General features: G+C 71.4%; 10 protein-coding genes. 5 read left to right on the forward strand and 5 right to left on the reverse strand.

Annotated features, from left to right (window positions below):
* Positions 1 to 18 precede the first annotated feature (18 nt).
* Complete coding sequence (locus STRNI_RS05815; RefSeq protein WP_109894725.1) at positions 19 to 1836, reverse strand: ABC transporter ATP-binding protein; 1818 nt, start codon at positions 1834 to 1836, stop codon at positions 19 to 21.
* 124 nt (positions 1837 to 1960) lie between these two features.
* Here STRNI_RS05815 and STRNI_RS05820 point away from each other — a divergent pair, with 124 nt between their 5' ends.
* Together STRNI_RS05820 and STRNI_RS05825 are read left to right on the forward strand one after the other, a co-directional pair.
* On the forward strand, positions 1961 to 2419 hold the full coding sequence (locus STRNI_RS05820; RefSeq protein WP_159484769.1) for a MarR family winged helix-turn-helix transcriptional regulator: 459 nt from the start codon (positions 1961 to 1963) through the stop codon (positions 2417 to 2419).
* Between the two features lie 86 nt (positions 2420 to 2505).
* Positions 2506 to 5436, forward strand: coding sequence for an FAD-binding and (Fe-S)-binding domain-containing protein (locus STRNI_RS05825; protein ID WP_277410694.1), 2931 nt, complete (start codon positions 2506 to 2508; stop codon positions 5434 to 5436).
* Positions 5437 to 5548: 112 nt separating this feature from the next.
* Here the strand turns inward: STRNI_RS05825 and STRNI_RS05830 are convergent, their stop codons facing one another.
* Positions 5549 to 6919 carry an alpha-amylase gene (locus STRNI_RS05830; RefSeq protein WP_159484773.1) on the reverse strand — a complete coding sequence of 457 codons (1371 nt, stop codon included), beginning with the start codon at positions 6917 to 6919 and terminating at the stop codon, positions 5549 to 5551.
* A 331-nt stretch (positions 6920 to 7250) separates the two neighbouring features.
* Between STRNI_RS05830 and STRNI_RS05835 the strand changes: the two genes are divergently transcribed.
* Positions 7251 to 8669, forward strand: a complete 1419-nt coding sequence (locus STRNI_RS05835; protein WP_262040689.1) for a Gfo/Idh/MocA family protein — start codon at positions 7251 to 7253, stop codon at positions 8667 to 8669.
* 56 nt (positions 8670 to 8725) lie between these two features.
* Here the strand turns inward: STRNI_RS05835 and STRNI_RS05840 are convergent, their stop codons facing one another.
* Together STRNI_RS05840 and STRNI_RS05845 are read right to left on the reverse strand one after the other, a co-directional pair.
* On the reverse strand, positions 8726 to 10147 hold the full coding sequence (locus tag STRNI_RS05840) for a cation:dicarboxylate symporter family transporter (RefSeq protein ID WP_148589257.1): 1422 nt from the start codon (positions 10145 to 10147) through the stop codon (positions 8726 to 8728).
* Between the two features lie 260 nt (positions 10148 to 10407).
* Complete coding sequence (locus STRNI_RS05845; protein ID WP_381845505.1) at positions 10408 to 11175, reverse strand: hypothetical protein; 768 nt, start codon at positions 11173 to 11175, stop codon at positions 10408 to 10410.
* A gap of 226 nt (positions 11176 to 11401) precedes the next feature.
* Here STRNI_RS05845 and STRNI_RS05850 point away from each other — a divergent pair, with 226 nt between their 5' ends.
* Both STRNI_RS05850 and STRNI_RS05855 read left to right on the forward strand, forming a co-directional pair.
* Positions 11402 to 13201 carry an ABC transporter transmembrane domain-containing protein gene (locus tag STRNI_RS05850; protein WP_277410696.1) on the forward strand — a complete coding sequence of 600 codons (1800 nt, stop codon included), beginning with the start codon at positions 11402 to 11404 and terminating at the stop codon, positions 13199 to 13201.
* Positions 13198 to 14979 (forward strand): ABC transporter ATP-binding protein, encoded by a 1782-nt coding sequence (locus tag STRNI_RS05855; protein WP_277410697.1) that lies wholly within the window; start codon positions 13198 to 13200, stop codon positions 14977 to 14979. The genes STRNI_RS05850 and STRNI_RS05855 overlap by 4 nt, the downstream gene beginning before the upstream one ends.
* 198 nt (positions 14980 to 15177) lie before the next feature.
* Here STRNI_RS05855 and STRNI_RS05860 read toward each other — a convergent pair whose 3' ends face one another.
* The gene (locus tag STRNI_RS05860) at positions 15178 to 16017 is read right to left on the reverse strand and encodes a hypothetical protein (RefSeq protein WP_266444876.1); all 840 of its coding nucleotides are present in this window, start codon (positions 16015 to 16017) and stop codon (positions 15178 to 15180) included.
* Positions 16018 to 16306 lie beyond the last annotated feature (289 nt).

The raw sequence follows: 16306 nt of genomic DNA on the forward strand, positions 1-16306 counted from the left end.
ACCTTACCCGCGGGTCACTTACGGGGCCATGACTTGATCACCGACCGGGGTGAGGTATGCGTCACGCCGTACCAGCGCCGCATAGCGCCCCTCGGCGGCGAGCAGCTCGTCATGGGTGCCGCACTCGGCGATCCGGCCGGCGTCCAGCACGACGATCTGGTCGGCGTCGCGGACCGTGGAGAGGCGGTGCGCGATGGTGAGGGTGGTGCGGCCCTCGGACAGCTCGTCGATGGCCTGCTGCACGGCGTGCTCGGTGCGGGTGTCCAGGGCGCTGGTCGCCTCGTCCAGGACGAGGACGGGCGGGTCGCGCAGGATGGTCCGGGCGAGGGCGAGGCGCTGTTTCTCGCCGCCGGAGAAGCGGTAGCCGCGCTCGCCGACGAGGGTGTCGTAGCCGTCGGGGAGGGCGGCGATGTGGTCGTGGATCTGGGCGGCCCTGGCGGCGCGTTCGATCTCCGCGTCGGTGGCGTCCGGCTTGGCGAAGCGGAGGTTGTCGGCGACCGAGGCATGGAAGAGGTAGGTCTCCTGGGAGACCACGCCGACCGAGCGCGCGAGGGTGTCGAAGTCGAGGTCGCGGACGTCCGTGCCGTCGAGGGTGACCCGGCCCCCGGTCACGTCGTAGAGCCGCGGCACGAGATAGCTCAGGGTGCTCTTGCCGCTGCCGGTCTCCCCGACGACGGCGAGGCTGCCGCCGGCGGGGACGGTCAGTTCGATGCCGTCGAGGGTGGGGGCGGCCTCGGGGTCGTAGCGGAACGTCACGTTCTCGAAGCGGACTTCACCGCGCGGGGCCGCGATACGGACCGGCTCGGCGGGCTCGGTGATGGCGACCGGCAGATCGAGGTATTCGAAGATGCGCTGGAAGAGCGCGAGCGAGGTCTGTATCTGAACGCCGGTGGACAGCAGGGAGACGGTGGGGCGCAGCAGGCCCTGCTGGAGCGAGACGAAGGCGACCAGGGTGCCGAGGGAGAAGACCGGGCCGCCCATCTGGAGGACCAGTCCGGCCGCCCAGTAGATCAGCGCGGGCATGGCGGCCATCACGATCCCGATGGTGGCCATCCGCCAGCGGCCGGCCATGTTGGCGCGGACCTCCAGGTCGACCAGGCGCTCGGATTCGTCGGCGAAGGTCCGGGTGAGGGAGTCGGCGCGGCCCATCGTGCGGCCGAGCAGGATGCCGCTGACGGAGAGGGACTCGGTGACCATCGCGGACATGGCGGCCATCTGCTTCTGCCGCTGGGTGGTGATCTTCTTGCGTTCGTTGCCGACCCGGCGACTGATCCAGACGAAGAGCGGAAGCAGCAGCAGGGAGACGACGGTCAGCCGCCAGTCGAGGGCGAGCATGGCGCAGACGGTGGCGAGGACGGAGGTCAGGTTGGAGACCAGGGAGGTGGCGGTGGAGGTGACCGTCGCCTGCATACCGCCGATGTCATTGGCGATCCGGGACTGGACCTCGCCGGTACGGGTGCGGGTGAAGAAGGCCAGCGGCATCCGCTGGAGCTTGGCGTAGACCGCGGTGCGCAGATCGTGCATCACACGCTGGCCGACGGTGGTGGACAGCAGGGTCTGCAGCACCCCGAACACGCTGGTGACGACGGCGGTGACGATCATGCCGAGGGCGAGCAGGGTCAGCAGTCCGGTGCGCCGGCCGGGTATCGCCACGTCCAGGATCTCCCGGAGGAGGAACGGGGAGGCGACCGAGACCAGCGAGGAGGCGCCGACGAGCAGGCCGACGACGGCGAGCCGGGCGCGGTAGGGGCGGAAGAGGGCGAGGATCCGCCGCAACGGGACCGGCTTTTCCGGGTCCTTGGGCGGTGGGGTCCACTGGGGTTCGTCGCTGCGCATGGGCTCCTTCGAGGGTGTGCGGCATCGCGGCAGGGGCGGCCGGGGAAACAAGCATCGTGGAGCCTAGCTCATTGTTACCTATACTCACAATGAATTAAGTCCTGCTGTCCGCTATCCTCGCCGTATGCCCTCCCCCGAGCCGACGGTCAGCACCACGAACCTCGCCGAGCAGCTGGTACGGCTGACCCGCCGGATGCACCGCGCCCAGAAGCACCATCTGGCACACCTGGACATCGCCTTCACCCCCGCGCAGTCCCGGCTCCTGCGGATCGTCGACCACTACCGCGACGCCCCGCCGCGGATGGCCGACCTCGCCGAGCGGCTGGAGGTCGTCCCACGGGCGGTGACCACGCTGGTGGACGCGCTGGAGACCCATGGCGCGGTGCGCCGGGTGCCCGATCCGGCCAACCGGCGGGTGATCCGGATCGAGCTCACCGACACCGGCCGTTCCACACTGCGGGCGTTGCGCAGCGCACGGCGGGCCGCGGCGGAGGAGATCCTGGCACCGCTCACCGCCGATCAGCGCGAGGTGCTCGGCGGACTGCTGTCCACCCTGGTCGACGGGCCGGGGGCCCCGCACTGACCCAAGGCCTGTCCGGTGGGCCGGCGCGGGCCCGTGCCGGCCCACCGGGCAGGTCCTGACGCCCAGTCAACCGGAGGAGTGCCGCCATGCCCCTGCTGGAGCCGGACCCCGAGACCCTGCGGCCCACCGCCACCGGCGGCCCGGCCCACGACCGGGTGGCCGGCCCGTGGGCGTCCGGCACCCCCGAGCCGCTGCGCGGTGAGCTGATCGCGCTGCTCGGCGCGGACAAGGTGCTCCACAAGATCTCCGACCTGGTCCGCTACGCCTCCGACGCCAGCCCGTACCGCTTCGTCCCGCAGGTCGTGGTGGTGGCCGAGGACCTCGACGACATCTCCGCGGTCTTCTCCTACGCGCACGGCAAGGGCCGCAAGGTCGTCTTCCGGGCCGCCGGGACCTCGCTCAACGGCCAGGCGCAGGGCGAGGACATCCTCGTCGACGTCCGCCGGCACTGGTCGGGCCTCCAGGTGCTCGACAACGGGGCCCGCGCCCGCATCCGGCCGGGCACCACCGTGCTGCGCGCCAACACCACCCTGGCCCGCTACGGGCGGCTGCTCGGGCCCGATCCGGCCAGCGCCGTCGCCTGCACCCTGGGCGGAGTGGTCGCCAACAACGCCTCCGGGATGACGGCCGGCACCACCCGAAACTCCTACCGGACGCTGGCCTCGGTCACCCTCGTGCTGCCGTCGGGCACGATCGTGGACACCGCGGAACCGGACGCCGACGCGGAGCTGGCGCACGCCGAACCGGCGCTGTGCGCGGGCCTGCTGGCGCTGAAGGCGGAGATCGAGGCGGATCCGGACCTGGTGGCCAGGATCCGCGCCAAGTACGAGATCAAGAACACCAACGGCTACCGCCTGGACGCCTTCCTCGACGGCGCGACACCGGTGGAGATCCTGCGCGGGCTGGTGGTCGGCTCCGAGGGCACCCTCGGCTTCGTGGCCGAGACCGTCTTCGACACCCTGCCGCTGGACCGGTACACCTCCAGCGCGCTGCTGTTCTTCCCGACGCTCGGTGCCGCGGCCGCGGCCGTACCGCGGTTCAACGCGGCGGGCGCGCGGGCCGTGGAGCTGATGGACGGCAACACGCTGCGCGCCTCGGTGCGCGTGGCCGGGGTGCCCGCGGACTGGGCGGCGCTGCCCAAGGAGAGCACCGCCCTGCTGGTGGAGTTCCGGGCGCCCGACGAGGCCGGCCGGGAGGCGTACGAACGGGCCGCGGCGCAGGTGCTGACGGAACTGGAACTGGTCGCGCCGGTCCCGTCCGTCATCAATGCCTTCACCCGGGACCCGGGGGCGATCGGCGGCTACTGGAAGGCCCGTAAGGCGTTCGTGACGGCGGTGGGCGGCTCCCGGCCGCCCGGGACGACGCTGATCACCGAGGACTTCGCGGTGCCGCCGGCCCGGCTCGCCGAGGCCTGTACGGCCCTGCTGGAGCTGCAGTCCCGGCACGGTTTCGACGCGGCGGTGGCGGGCCACGCCGCACACGGCAATCTGCACTTCCTGCTCGCCTTCGACGCGGCGAAGCCGGCCGAGGTGGACCGCTACGCCGCGTTCATGGACGAGTTCTGCCGGCTGACCGTCCAGCGCTTCGACGGGTCGCTGAAGGCGGAGCACGCCACCGGCCGGAACATCGCGCCGTTCCTGGAGCTCGAATGGGGCCCCCGGGCAACGGAGTTGATGTGGCGGATCAAGGAGACCGTGGACCCGCACGGCATCCTGGCGCCGCGCGTCCTGCTCGACCGCGACCCGCGGGCGCATCTGCGCGGGCTGAAGACCATCCCCCGGGTCGAGGCGCGCGCCGACCCGTGCATCGAATGCGGCTTCTGCGAACCGGCCTGCCCCAGCGGGGACCTGACCACCACACCCCGCCAGCGGATCGTGCTGCGCCGCGAGATGCTGCGCCAGCCGGCCGGCTCCCCCGTCACCACCGAGCTGCTGGACGCCTACGGCTATGACGCGGTGGACACCTGTGCCGGCGACTCGGTCTGCAAACTGGCCTGCCCGGTGGGGATCGACACCGGCGCGCTGATGAAGGACTTCCGGCACCGGCGCCACACTCCGCGCGAGGAGTGGGTCGCCGCGCAGGCCGCCCGGCAGTTCAAGGCCGTCGAGAAGGCGGCGCGGCTGGCGGTGGCCGCCGCCGACCGGATCGGCGACCGGCTGCTGATGTCGGTGACCGGCGCCGCCCGCAGGGCCGTACGCCCCGACCTGGTGCCCGAGTGGCTGCCGCGGATTCCCGGCGCGGCGCCCCGGACGCGGCCCGCGACCCGGAGGGCGGGAGCGGCCGCGGTCTACTACCCGGCATGTGTGAACCGGATCTTCGGCCCGCCTGCCGGATTTCACGGTCTGCCCCTGCCCGAGGCGGTGGTGGCGGTGTCGCGGCGGGCGGGCCGGCCGGTGTGGATCCCGCCGGAGGTGGCCGGTACCTGCTGCGCCACGATCTGGCACTCCAAGGGGTACGAGCGCGGCACCGCGCTGATGGCCAACCGGATCGTCGAGGCGGCCTGGGGCTGGACGGCCGGCGGGCGGCTGCCGCTGGTGGTGGACGCGTCCTCGTGCACGCTGGGCATCGCCCATGAGGTCGTTCCGTATCTGACGCCCGGCAATCGCACGCTGCATGCCGGGCTGACGGTCGTCGACTCGCTCGTCTGGGCCGCCGAGGAGCTGCTGCCCCGTCTGGAGATCGTGCGTACGGTCGGCTCGGCGGTGCTCCATCCCACCTGCGCCATGCAGCACTTGGGCGACGGGACACCGCTGCGCCGGGTCGCCGAGGCCTGTGCGCGGGAGGTCGTGGTGCCGGACGACGTGGGCTGCTGTGCGTTCGCCGGTGACCGGGGGATGCTGCACAAGGAGCTGACCGAGTCGGCCACCGCGAAGGAGGCGGCCGAGGTGACCGCCCGGCACTTCGACGCGCATCTGTCGGCGAACCGGATGTGCGAGGTCGGGATGGACCATGCGACGGCGGGCCGGGGCTACTACTCGGCCCTCCAGGCGCTGGAGTTGGCCACCCGGCCCGCTTGAGGGGCGTGCGGTGCCGCGGTGCGGTACGGGCCCGGCGGCGGGTGCGGAACGGCCGGTGTCCCGCACCCGCCGGGAGCGGCAGGTCCGCCCGGCGGGTGCGGCAGTGCGCCGGTCAGCGCGTGCGGTGCAGCGCCACCGCTCCCTTGGCCGGGACCGAGAGCTGTGCCTTTCCGTCGTCTCCCACGGTGACCGTGTGGCCGTCGCACGCGGACGGTGCGGCCGCCACGACATCGCAGTAGGTGCCGGCGGGCAACGAGGTCGCGAAGGTCTGCTTCAGTTCCGCGTCACCGTTGTTGAGGGCGACGAACCCCTTGCCGTCCCGGCCGAAGGCGATCGCGCCGCCGCCGTTGTCCCACCAGTCGGTCAGCTTCGCCGAGCCCACCGCGTTGCGGAAACCGACCATCCCGGTGATCGCCCGCTTGGCATGCTGACGGGTCCATCCGCCGCTGCCGCTGGGCGGTCCGGCGTCCTTGTCGGACCACTCGTAGCCGGAGTGGACGTTCGGAGACCCGTAGGGCGAGGCGAGCATGAAGACATTGGCGAGCGTGTAGGCCGCGCCGTCCTTGTAGGTGAGCGTCGAGCCGTTGCGCTCGGTGTCCCAGTTGTCGACGAAGGTACGGGCCTTGTCGCTGCCGAGCTTGCCGTCCGCGATGGACTTGAGCCGGTCGAGGCTGCCGCCCTGGAAGGCGCTCTTGAGGTGGTGGCCGTAACGGAATTCGTCGACATCGCCGTTGCCGGTGTACTCCTCGGGCTGCACCGCCTCACCGGCGCCGTGGATGACCTCCTGCACCCAGTAACCCGGGTCGCGCATCTTGCCCTTGATGGCGGCGAGGTCGGCGGCGGAGATGTGCTTGGCGGCGTCCACCCGGAAGCCGTCCACGCCCAGTGACCGCAGGTCGTCGAGGTACTTGGCGATGGTGGTGCGGACGTAGTCACGGCCGGTGTCGAGGTCGGCGAGGCCCACCAGTTCGCAGGTCTGGACGTCATTGCGGTCGCCGTAGTCGGAGATGCTCTTGCGGCAGCCGTGGAAGTCCTGGTCCTGGTAGGTGCCGGGGTAGTCGTACTTGGTGTACCGGGTGCCGCCGGTGCCCGTACCGGAGCCGGCCGCCATGTGGTTGATGACGGCGTCGGCGATGACCTTGACGCCCGCGGTGTGGCAGGCGCTGACCATCGAGGCGAACGCCGTCCGGTCGCCGAGCCGTCCGGCAATCTTGTAGCTGACGGGCTGATAGGAGGTCCACCACTGGTCGCCCTGGATGTGCTCGGAGGCCGGTGAGACCTCGACGTAGCCGTAGCCGGCCGGACCGAGCTCATCGGTGCAGGCCTTGGCGACGTCCGCGTACTTCCACTCGAACAGCGTGGCGGTGACGGTCTTTTCGCCGGGAGGGGCGGCCTGGGAGGACCACGGCGCGAAGGTGGCGAGGCCGGCCGCGGCCAGCACTCCGGCCAGCGCCCCGCCCAGCACACGGGAACGTTGCTGCATCTTGCGGCTCCTTGGTCATGGGGCGCGGCAGCGCGCACCGCGCCCACGAGAGCAGCCACGCGCCGGGCCGCCGTGGGGGGATTTCCGTACCGGAGCCTGCCGTTTGCCTTGTGGACACGTCAAGGCTTTCTGCAAGGCTTTTCAGCGACTTGCGAAAGGTGCTGACGGTGGCCCGTCCGGTCTTGCCGCCATGGGTCCGGTAATACGGCAAAGAGTCCAAGCGTGCCGTAACAAGAGTCCAATCGGCCCTCTTGTGCCTCAGGCCTCCGGCCGACAGGGTCCTGACCGAGGTTCACGTAGGCCCCGGCAGACCACCGCTCCTGGAGGACCGATGAACGAGGCACCATCGCAGCACCACGACGACCACAACGAGGCGGGGCCGAGCCGCCGTTCGGTCCTGTGGACCGCCGGTGCGGCGGGCGCCGGGCTGGGGCTCGGCGGTCTCTCGGCCGGACCGGCCGCGGCGGCCGCAACCACGACGGCCGCCGCCTCCCCCCGCGCCACGGGCCGGACGATGATCGGGGTGCCGTTCGAGCGGCGCAGCACCGTACGCGTCGGCATCATCGGCCTCGGCAACCGGGGCGGCAGCATGATCGACCTCTTTCTCGCGGTGCCGGGCGTCCGTGTCGTCGCCCTGTGCGACCCGGTGAAGGAGAAGACCGCCAAGGCCGCCAAGAAGGTCACCGCCGCGGGGCAGCCGGCGCCGGCCGTCTACACCAACGGCGAGCATGACTTCGAGAACCTCTGCAAGCGCGGCGACATCGACTTCGTCTACACGGCCACGCCCTGGGACTGGCACTTCGACATGGCGAAGACGGCGATGCTCAACGGCAAGCATGTGGGCGTGGAGTGCCCCCTCGCGCTGCGCCTGGACCAGCTGTGGGAGCTGGTGGATCTCTCCGAGCGCACCCGCCGACACTGTATGCAGCTGGAGAACTGCTGTTACGGCAAGAACGAGATGCGGGTGCTGCGGATGGCCCATGCGGGCCTGTTCGGCGATCTGCTGCACGGCGCCGGCGCATACAATCACGATCTGCGTGGCCTGATGTTCGACCCCAAGTACTACGAGGGTCCCTGGCGCCGGCTGTGGCACACCCGGCTGCGCGGCGACCTCTACCCCAATCACGGCTTCGGCCCGGTCGCCAACTACATGGACATCAACCGCGGCGACCGCGCCGTACGGATCTCCAGCTTCGGTACGCCCGCGCTCGGACTCGCCGCCTACCGCAAGGAGCACATGCCGGCGAACGACCCCAGCTGGAAGGAGTCGTACATCGAGAGTGACCGGACCATCAGCCTCGTCCAGACCGCCAAGGGGCGGGTGATCCGGCTGGAGCACGATGTCTCCACCCCGCACCCCTACAGCCGGATCAACAGCCTCGGCGGCACCAAGGGCGTCTTCGAGGACTACCCCGAGCGGATCTATCTGGAGCCGGACCAGAGCAACGACGAGTGGGGCGACTTCAGCAAGTACGCGGAGTGGGACCACTGGCTCTGGAAGGAGCACGCCAACCCGCCCGGCGGGCACGGCGGTATGGACTACATGCTGGTCTTCCGGCTGATGCAGTGCATGCGGCTGGGCCTCGTACCGGACTTCGACGTCTATGACGGGGCGACCTGGACCGCACCGGTGCCGTTGAGCGATCTGTCGATCAAGGCGAAGGGCGCCCCGCAGGAGATTCCCGACTTCACCCGCGGACTGTGGAAGAAGGCGCGGCCGGGGATGGATTCGAAGAAGCCCGAGGAGTAGGAGCCGGTTGTGCTCCGGGCCCGGCGGGCGGCGGCGCGCCGGCCGGGCCCGCCGCCTCAGCTGTCGCGGGGCGGGGCGGCTGCGGCGCCCGGTTCAGTGACCGCTCCGGGCGGCGTGTGCGGCCCGGGTTGCGCCCGCTGGGACACCCGGTCCTGCTCCGCCGGCCCGTCGGCCGGGGCGGAAGCCGGCTCTTCACCGTTCATGACCTTCTTCGCCGTCACCCGGTCCAGTGCGCCCTCCCAGCGGGAGACCGCGAAGACCGCGACACAGTTGCCGAGCAGATTGGTCGCCACCCGCATCGAGTCCATGATCCGGTCGACACCTAGCAGCAGGGCGACCGCGGAGGCCGGGACGACACCCAGCGCGGAGGCCGTCGCGGACAGCGCGAGGAACGCCGAACCCGGTACGCCCGCCATGCCCTTGCTGGTCAGCATCAGCACCAGCACCACGGTGATCTGCTGCCCGAGCGACAGATCGACGCCGATGGCCTGCGCGATGAAGAGCGTGCCGATGGAGAGGTAGATCGAGGCGCCGTCGAGGTTGAAGGAGTAGCCGGTCGGCAGCACCAGGCCCACCGCGTCGTCCCGGCAGCCCGCGGCCCGCAGCTTCTGCATCATCCGCGGCATCACGGTCTCGCTGGAGCCGGTGCCGAGCGCCAGCAGCAGCTCCTCGCGGGTGTAGCGGACGAACCTCCACAGGCTCAGCCCGGTGACGGCCTTGAGGGCGCCCGCGAGCAGGACCAGGAAGGCCAGCGCGACGCCGTAACAGACCGCGATCAGCTTGCCGTACGTCGACATCGCGCCCAGGCCGTACTCCCCCACCAGGTGGGCGGTGGCACCGAGGACCGCGAGCGGGGCGAGCCTCATGATGAAGCCGACGACGGTGAACACCACGTCCTGGGCCTGCTCGATCAGCGGCAGGATCTGCGGCACCTTCGTCTGCCCGAGGTGCAGCAGCGCGGCGCCCACCAGGCAGGCCAGTACCAGGACCTGGAGCAGCGAGTTCTCGGCGAAGGCGCCGACCGCGCTGTTCGGCAGCGACTCCAGGACGAACTGGGTGGTGGAGGGCAGCTGTCCGCCGCCCGTCTTGGCATCCACCGCGCCCTTGTCCAGGGACGCCGGGTCGACATGCATCCCGGCACCCGGGGTGAAGACATTGGCGGCCAGCAGGCCGACGACGAGCGCGATGCTGGTCGCCACCTCGAACCAGATCAGGGCCTTGACCCCGATCCGGCCGAAGGCCTTGAGGTCGCCCGCCTTGGTGATGCCGGCGACGACCACGCAGAAGACCAGGGGCGCGATCATCGCCTTGATCAGCCGTACGAAGCCGTCACCGAGCGGCTGGAGCGACGTACCCGCCTCCGGCCACAGGCGTCCGACGAGAACGCCGAGGACCAGGGCGATGAGGACCTGGGTGAACAGGCTGGTGCGCAGATGACGGCCTGCGCGGCGGGCGAGAGTTCCGGTGGCGTGCGGCACGGGCACTCCTCCATGGACGGATTCTGGGATGCGGAAGTGGACTTCCGCGATCCGTCACTATTGCCACTTGGTGTTCACCACGAAAGAGGCCGAGGTAACTTCCCTGGAAATCTTGGAGCTTGGTCCAAGGCGGAGCATGCACCCCGGAGGGTTTTGGGTAGCTATAACCGCACTCGCCACTTTCGTCCCCTCGCGGCCGCGCCAGCGCCGGACAGCCCCGTTACGCCCCGTTACGCCCCGATGCTCCCTGCCTGAGCCCCTCAGGCCGCGAGGTGTGCCTTGTCCCCCATGACGACGACGGGGTGCCGCGCCGGATCGAGAGCGCGCAGCAAGGCCCGCATCCCGGACTTCGAGACGCTGACGCAGGCGGACGTGCCGCTCCCGTGGTCCAGATGCAGCCAGACCCCGCCGCCCTTGGACTGCCCCTGCGGCCGGGTCGGGTCCAGCGGGGAGGTCCCCTTGACGCGGTTGTAGTTGATCGCGACGACATGGTCGAAGTCGTGACGGGTGCTCTTGGCCCAGTACGAGGGCGGGGTGAACGCCGAGGAGTGCGTATAGGGCAGCTTGGCGCCGGGGTCCGGGAGCACACCGCCCGCATCCGTCAGCGTGAACACCCCGACGGGGCTGCGCTTGTCCCCTTCGTGATGATTCACCGTCCAGCCGCGCCGGCCGTTGTGCGCGTCCCAACTCCCCTTGCGGTCCCAGCCTTTGGCGCCCTTGTCATAGAGGACGACGGTGGCGTCGGCGGAGTTCACGCCCGCGCCGTAGACCGCTACGACCTGCCGGGAAGCGGCCGGAATCCGTGACCGCAGGGCCGGGCCGACCTCGGGAATGTGCCGGAGGTGGGTGGTGGACGACCCGCCGCGGGCCGGGCCGCCGGGGCGCTCCCCCTTCGCCGCACCGTCATCCTTGCCGCCGCCGTCCCGGCCGTCGCCCGCACCGCCGCCGCAGCCCGCCAGAAGAACCAGCCCCGCCACGGCCACCGCCGCCGTCCGCCTCGCACTGCCCGCTGTCCGCATGCCCCCCATGGTCCCACCCCGGCCCTGACGGCCGTTCAGCGCCCGCCCCGCCACCTGCCGACCGCCGCACGATTGTCCGAATCACGTGGTCACAGCGGAAAAACCGTTTGAAATCCGCCCAGTCCACGGGCCAATCTTCCAAGACCTCCGCGGACGACGAAGCGCGCGAGAGGGGCATTTCGCCTGCCGGGACGGCCTCCTGCCGCCCCCTCACCACGACTCCGGCTGGAACAGCATGCACCTTCGTGACCTTCCGCACCCCGACCCGGGCGTCCCGGACGTCCGTACAGGCGGCGCCTTCCTCCGGTGGCTCTACAGACAGCAGCTCGGCGGCCAGCTCAAGGCCCTCGCCTGGGGGCTGGTGAACGTCGGCGCCATCGCCGCCTCCCCCCTGCCGGTGGGGCTAGCCGTGCAGGCCGTGGTCGACCGCGACGGCGGCCGGCTCCTCCTGGCCGGCGGCCTGATCCTGGCCCTGGGCGTACTGATCGCGCTCGGCGACACCATGCTCCACCGCGCGGCCGTCACCAACTGGATCACCGCCGTCGCCCGGATGCAGCAGCTGCTCGCCCGCAAAACCACGGAACTGGGCTCGGCCATGACCCGTCGGGTGGCGGCCGGCGAGATCGTCACCGTCAGCACCGGCGACCTGGAGAAGATCGGCTGGTTCGTCGAGGCCCTCTCCCGGTTCGGGGCCGCGGCGCTGATCACGGTCGGAGTCTCCATCGCCCTGGCCGTCTACCAGCCGGAACTGGGCATCCTGGTGGCCCTCGGCGTACCCGTACTGGCGCTGGCCGTCCTGCCGCTGCTGCCGCCCGCCACCCGGCGCGCCGACGCCCAGCGCGAGAAGGCCGGCCAGGCCACCGAGCTGGCCTCCGACACCGTCGCCGGGCTGCGCGTCCTGCGCGGCATCGGCGGCGAGGAGCTCTTCCTCGGGCGCTACCGCAACGCCTCGCAGGAGGTGCGCAAGGCCGCCGTCCGCAGCGCCCGGATGTGGTCACTGATCTCGGCCGTCCAAGTACTGCTGCCGGGCCTGCTGCTCATCGCGGTGGTCTGGTACGGCGCCCGGCTCGCCCTCGACGGCACCATCGCCGTCGGCGATCTCGTCACCATCTACAGCGCGGTCGCCTTCCTGCTCTCCCCGCTCCGGCGCTTCGAAGAGATCGCCCAGGCCTACTCCTTCGCCAAGCCCTCGGCGAAGCGCACGGCCCACGTCCTGGCACAGCACCGGCCGGCCGGCGGACGGACCGGGGACCAGGGGACGACACCCGCCGGCGCGCTGCACGACCCGGTCAGCGGTCTGACCGCCCCGGCCGGCCGGCTGACCGCGGTGGTCTGCGGCGACCCCGACGCCGCGGGCCGGCTCGCCGAACGCCTCGGCGGCCACCCGGCACAGGCAGACGAAGACGGCGGCGACGGCGTCGACCTGTCCGTGGTCCTCGGCGGCACACCGCTCGACGACCTGCCGCGGGACACCGCCCGCCGCGCCGTCCTCGTCCAGGACAAGGACCCGATGCTGCTCTCCGGCACGCTCGGCGAGCTGCTCGACGTACCGGGCTCCGGGCGGGTGGACGCGACGGACGCGCTGGCCGCGGCCCAGTGCGGCGATGTGCTGACCGCGCTGGCGCAGGCCTCGGCCGAAGACTCGGGAGACCCGATGCGCACCTACATCACCGAGCGCGGGCGGTCGTTGTCCGGCGGGCAGCGACAGCGGCTGGCGCTGGCCAGATCGCTGGTCACCGACCCGGAGGTGCTGGTGCTCGACGAGCCCACCAGCGCCGTCGACGCACACACCGAGGCCCGGATCGCCGACGGTCTGCGGACGGTCAGGACCGGGCGGACGACGGTCGTCCTCACCTCCAGCCCGCTCCTCCTGGACCGGGCCGAGCAGGTGGTGTTCCTCCAGGAGGGCAAGGTCGTCGCCGCGGCCACCCACCGCGAACTGCTGCACAGCCACCCCGCCTACCGCGCGGTCGTCACCCGCGAAACGGACCCCGAGCCGGCGCTGTCGACCGGCCAGACCGAGGAGACCGCATGATCGGCCTGGCGCCGCCGGACCACGATCCGGACGCCCCGCAGACCCTCACGACACTCCCCGTCGGCTCACCGGCAACCGTCCGCAGCTACGTCGGCGGCCTGATCCGCCGGCACCGCAGGGCGTTCACGGTACTGATCGCCGCGAACACCGCCGCGGTGGTCGCCTCCATGGCCGGCCCGTACCTGCTCGGCGGCGTCGTCGAGCAGCTGTCCGCGGGCGACCGCTACCTCCAACTGGAGCGCACCGTCGCGGTGTTCGCCGTCGCACTGGCCGCCCAGACGCTCTTCGTGCGCATGGTCCGGCTGCGCGGGGCGATGCTCGGCGAGCGGATGCTGGCGGATCTGCGGGAGGACTTCCTCGTACGGTCCGTGGCGCTGCCGCCGGGCGTACTGGAGCGGGCCGGCACCGGCGATCTGCTGTCGCGGATCACGACGGACATCGACCGGCTCTCCAGCGCGATGCGCGAGGCCGTACCGCAACTGACCATCGGCGTGGTGTGGGTGGCGCTGCTGATCGGCGGGCTGACGGTCACCGCGCCGCCGCTTGCCCTGTGCGTGGTGATCGCGCTGCCACTGCTGGTCGTCGGCTGCCGCTGGTACTTCAAGCGGGCGCCGAGCGCCTACCGTTCGGAGGCCGCCGGTTACGCCGCGGTGTCCGCCGTACTCACCGAGTCCGTCGACGCGGGGCGTACGGTCGAGGCCCACCGGCTGGGCGCCCGCCGGATCGCGCTGTCGGAGCGCCGCATCCGGGAATGGACCCAATGGGAACGCTTTACGCTCTTCCTCCGCTCGGTGCTCTTCCCCGTGGTCGAAATGACCCATGTCCTGCTGCTGGGCTCGGTGTTGCTGCTCGGCGGCGCGTTCGTCCTGCAGGGCTGGATGAGTCCCGGTCAGCTGACGACGGGGGCGCTGCTGGCACAGATGATGATCGAGCCGCTCGGCATGATCCTGCGCTGGTACGACGAGCTGCAGGTGGCCCAGGTGTCCATCGCGCGACTCGTCGGCGTCCGGGAGGTCGCACCGGAGGCCACCGACACGGACCGGCGCCCGGACGGCCGGGACGTCCACGCCGACGGGGTGAGCTTCGGCTACCGCGCGGGCGTCGATGTGCTGCGCGAGGTCTCGCTGCGGGTCCGGCCGGGGACCCGGCTGGCGCTGGTCGGGCCGTCCGGCGCCGGCAAATCGACGCTGGGCCGGCTGCTGGCCGGTATCTACGGGCCCCGCGTCGGGAGGGTCACCCTGGGCGGCGCCGAGCTCTCCGCGATGCCGGCCGAGCGGATCCGCGAGCACGTGGCGCTGGTCAACCAGGAACACCACGTCTTCGTCGGCTCGCTCCGCGACAACCTCCTGCTGGCACGCACCGCAGCGGCCGACGCCGAACTGTGGGCCGCGCTCGGTGCGGTGGACGCCGCCGACTGGGCGCGGGCCTTGCACAAGGGACTGGACACCGAGGTCGGCTCGGGCGGACACACCCTGACTCCCGCCCAGGCACAACAGATCGCGCTGGCCCGGCTGGTGCTGGCCGATCCGCACACCCTGGTGCTGGACGAGGCCACCTCCCTGCTCGACCCCCGTGCGGCCCGCCACCTGGAACGCTCACTGGGCAGAGTGCTGAACGGCCGCACGGTCGTGGCCATCGCACACCGACTCCACACCGCACATGACGCCGACGTGATCGCCGTCGTCGAAAACGGCCGCATCACCGAACTGGGCAGCCACGACGAACTGGTCGCCGCCGACGGCGCATACGCGGCACTCTGGCGGTCGTGGCATGGCTGATGCGGGGGGGCAGTGGGGAGCGGACTGGGCGTGGTGACGGAATGGGGTGAGGGCTGGGCACGGTGACGGAATGGGCTGAGGGCTGTGGCCGGGCGAGGCCCAGGTCGACCCCGGTGATGCCGGCACCGGACGGCGGCGCAGACGTCATGAAGTCTGCGCTGCCGCTTCGGGTGCGGGCGGGTCAGCCGGCGGGGCGGGTCAGCCGGCGGAGCCGCTGCGCATGGCCTTGCGCAGGTCGCTCGTCTGCTGAGCGAGGGTCTTCAGGTCGACCTTCTTGAGGGAGGACGAGGAGGCGTCGCCCACCCCGATCACATCACCGACCGAGGTGCTGTCGGCCCAGACACACAGGGGGATATAGGCGCCGCCGCCCTTGGAGATCCCGCAGCGCAGGACGGCTCCCTTCGCGTCGGGGTCCTGGAGATCGAAGTCCTTGGGCGCGACGGCCATCTCGTTGGGGGCGAAGGCTTCCTGCACCCGCTGCGCGGCGTTGGACACCGTTCCCCCGCCGGTGTGGACACCCAGCATGACCGAGGGGTTGTTCTCCGGGTGGTAGACCGAGTCGACCTGGGCCAGGCCCTTCAACTCCGGGTACGACGAGGGGTCCCGCTTTGCCGGCGGGTACATCTGCGCGGTGGCCTTCGCGTCATAGCGAAGTTCAGCCGGCGTCGACTTCACCACCTCGGGGATTGCCAACTTCGCCCCCTCGGGGGCGTTCTCCCCCTGCCCCTGACTCTGCCCCTGGCCCTGACTCTGTCCCTGGCTCTGCCCTTGCCCCTGCCGCGCCTCCGTGTCGTCCCCACCACCGAGCATCGACCACGCCAGAAAGCCGCCCCCGGCGAGCAGCACGACGGCCACCAGGACGACGGTCAGGATCATTCCCGTGCGGCCCTTCTGAGGAGGCGGAGGCGGAGGCTGCGGAGCGAAGGACGCGCCCCCCTCGTAGCCCGGCAGTCCGGTCGACGGCATCGAGCCGTTGTGCGGCGGCACCGGTGCGCCGGGGTACGGCGGCTGCGGGGCGCCATACCCAGGTTGCGGCATCTGCGGAGGCTGGTGAGTCACGGTGGTCGGTTCCCTCGTCATCGTGGGTTGCAGGAGCCTGGACATCCTTCCGCACCCCTCGCAGGCGTGGGCGTCAGGGTGCTGGTGTGGGGCGACTTGGGCAGCTACCGACTCCGGCGGTCAGCCGGCCCCGTCTCCAGCAGGGCAGGGCAGGCCCGAGCCCAACCCCGGTTCCCCGGGCGGATGTTGTGTCCCCACGGAATGTCCTTGTCGAGCACGTATGGAATCCCGTACAGCACCACCTGCTGGTCGGCCAGCAGCTTGCGCT

Origin of the sequence: Streptomyces nigrescens (assembly GCF_027626975.1) — a bacterium.
GTDB lineage: Bacteria > Actinomycetota > Actinomycetes > Streptomycetales > Streptomycetaceae > Streptomyces > Streptomyces nigrescens.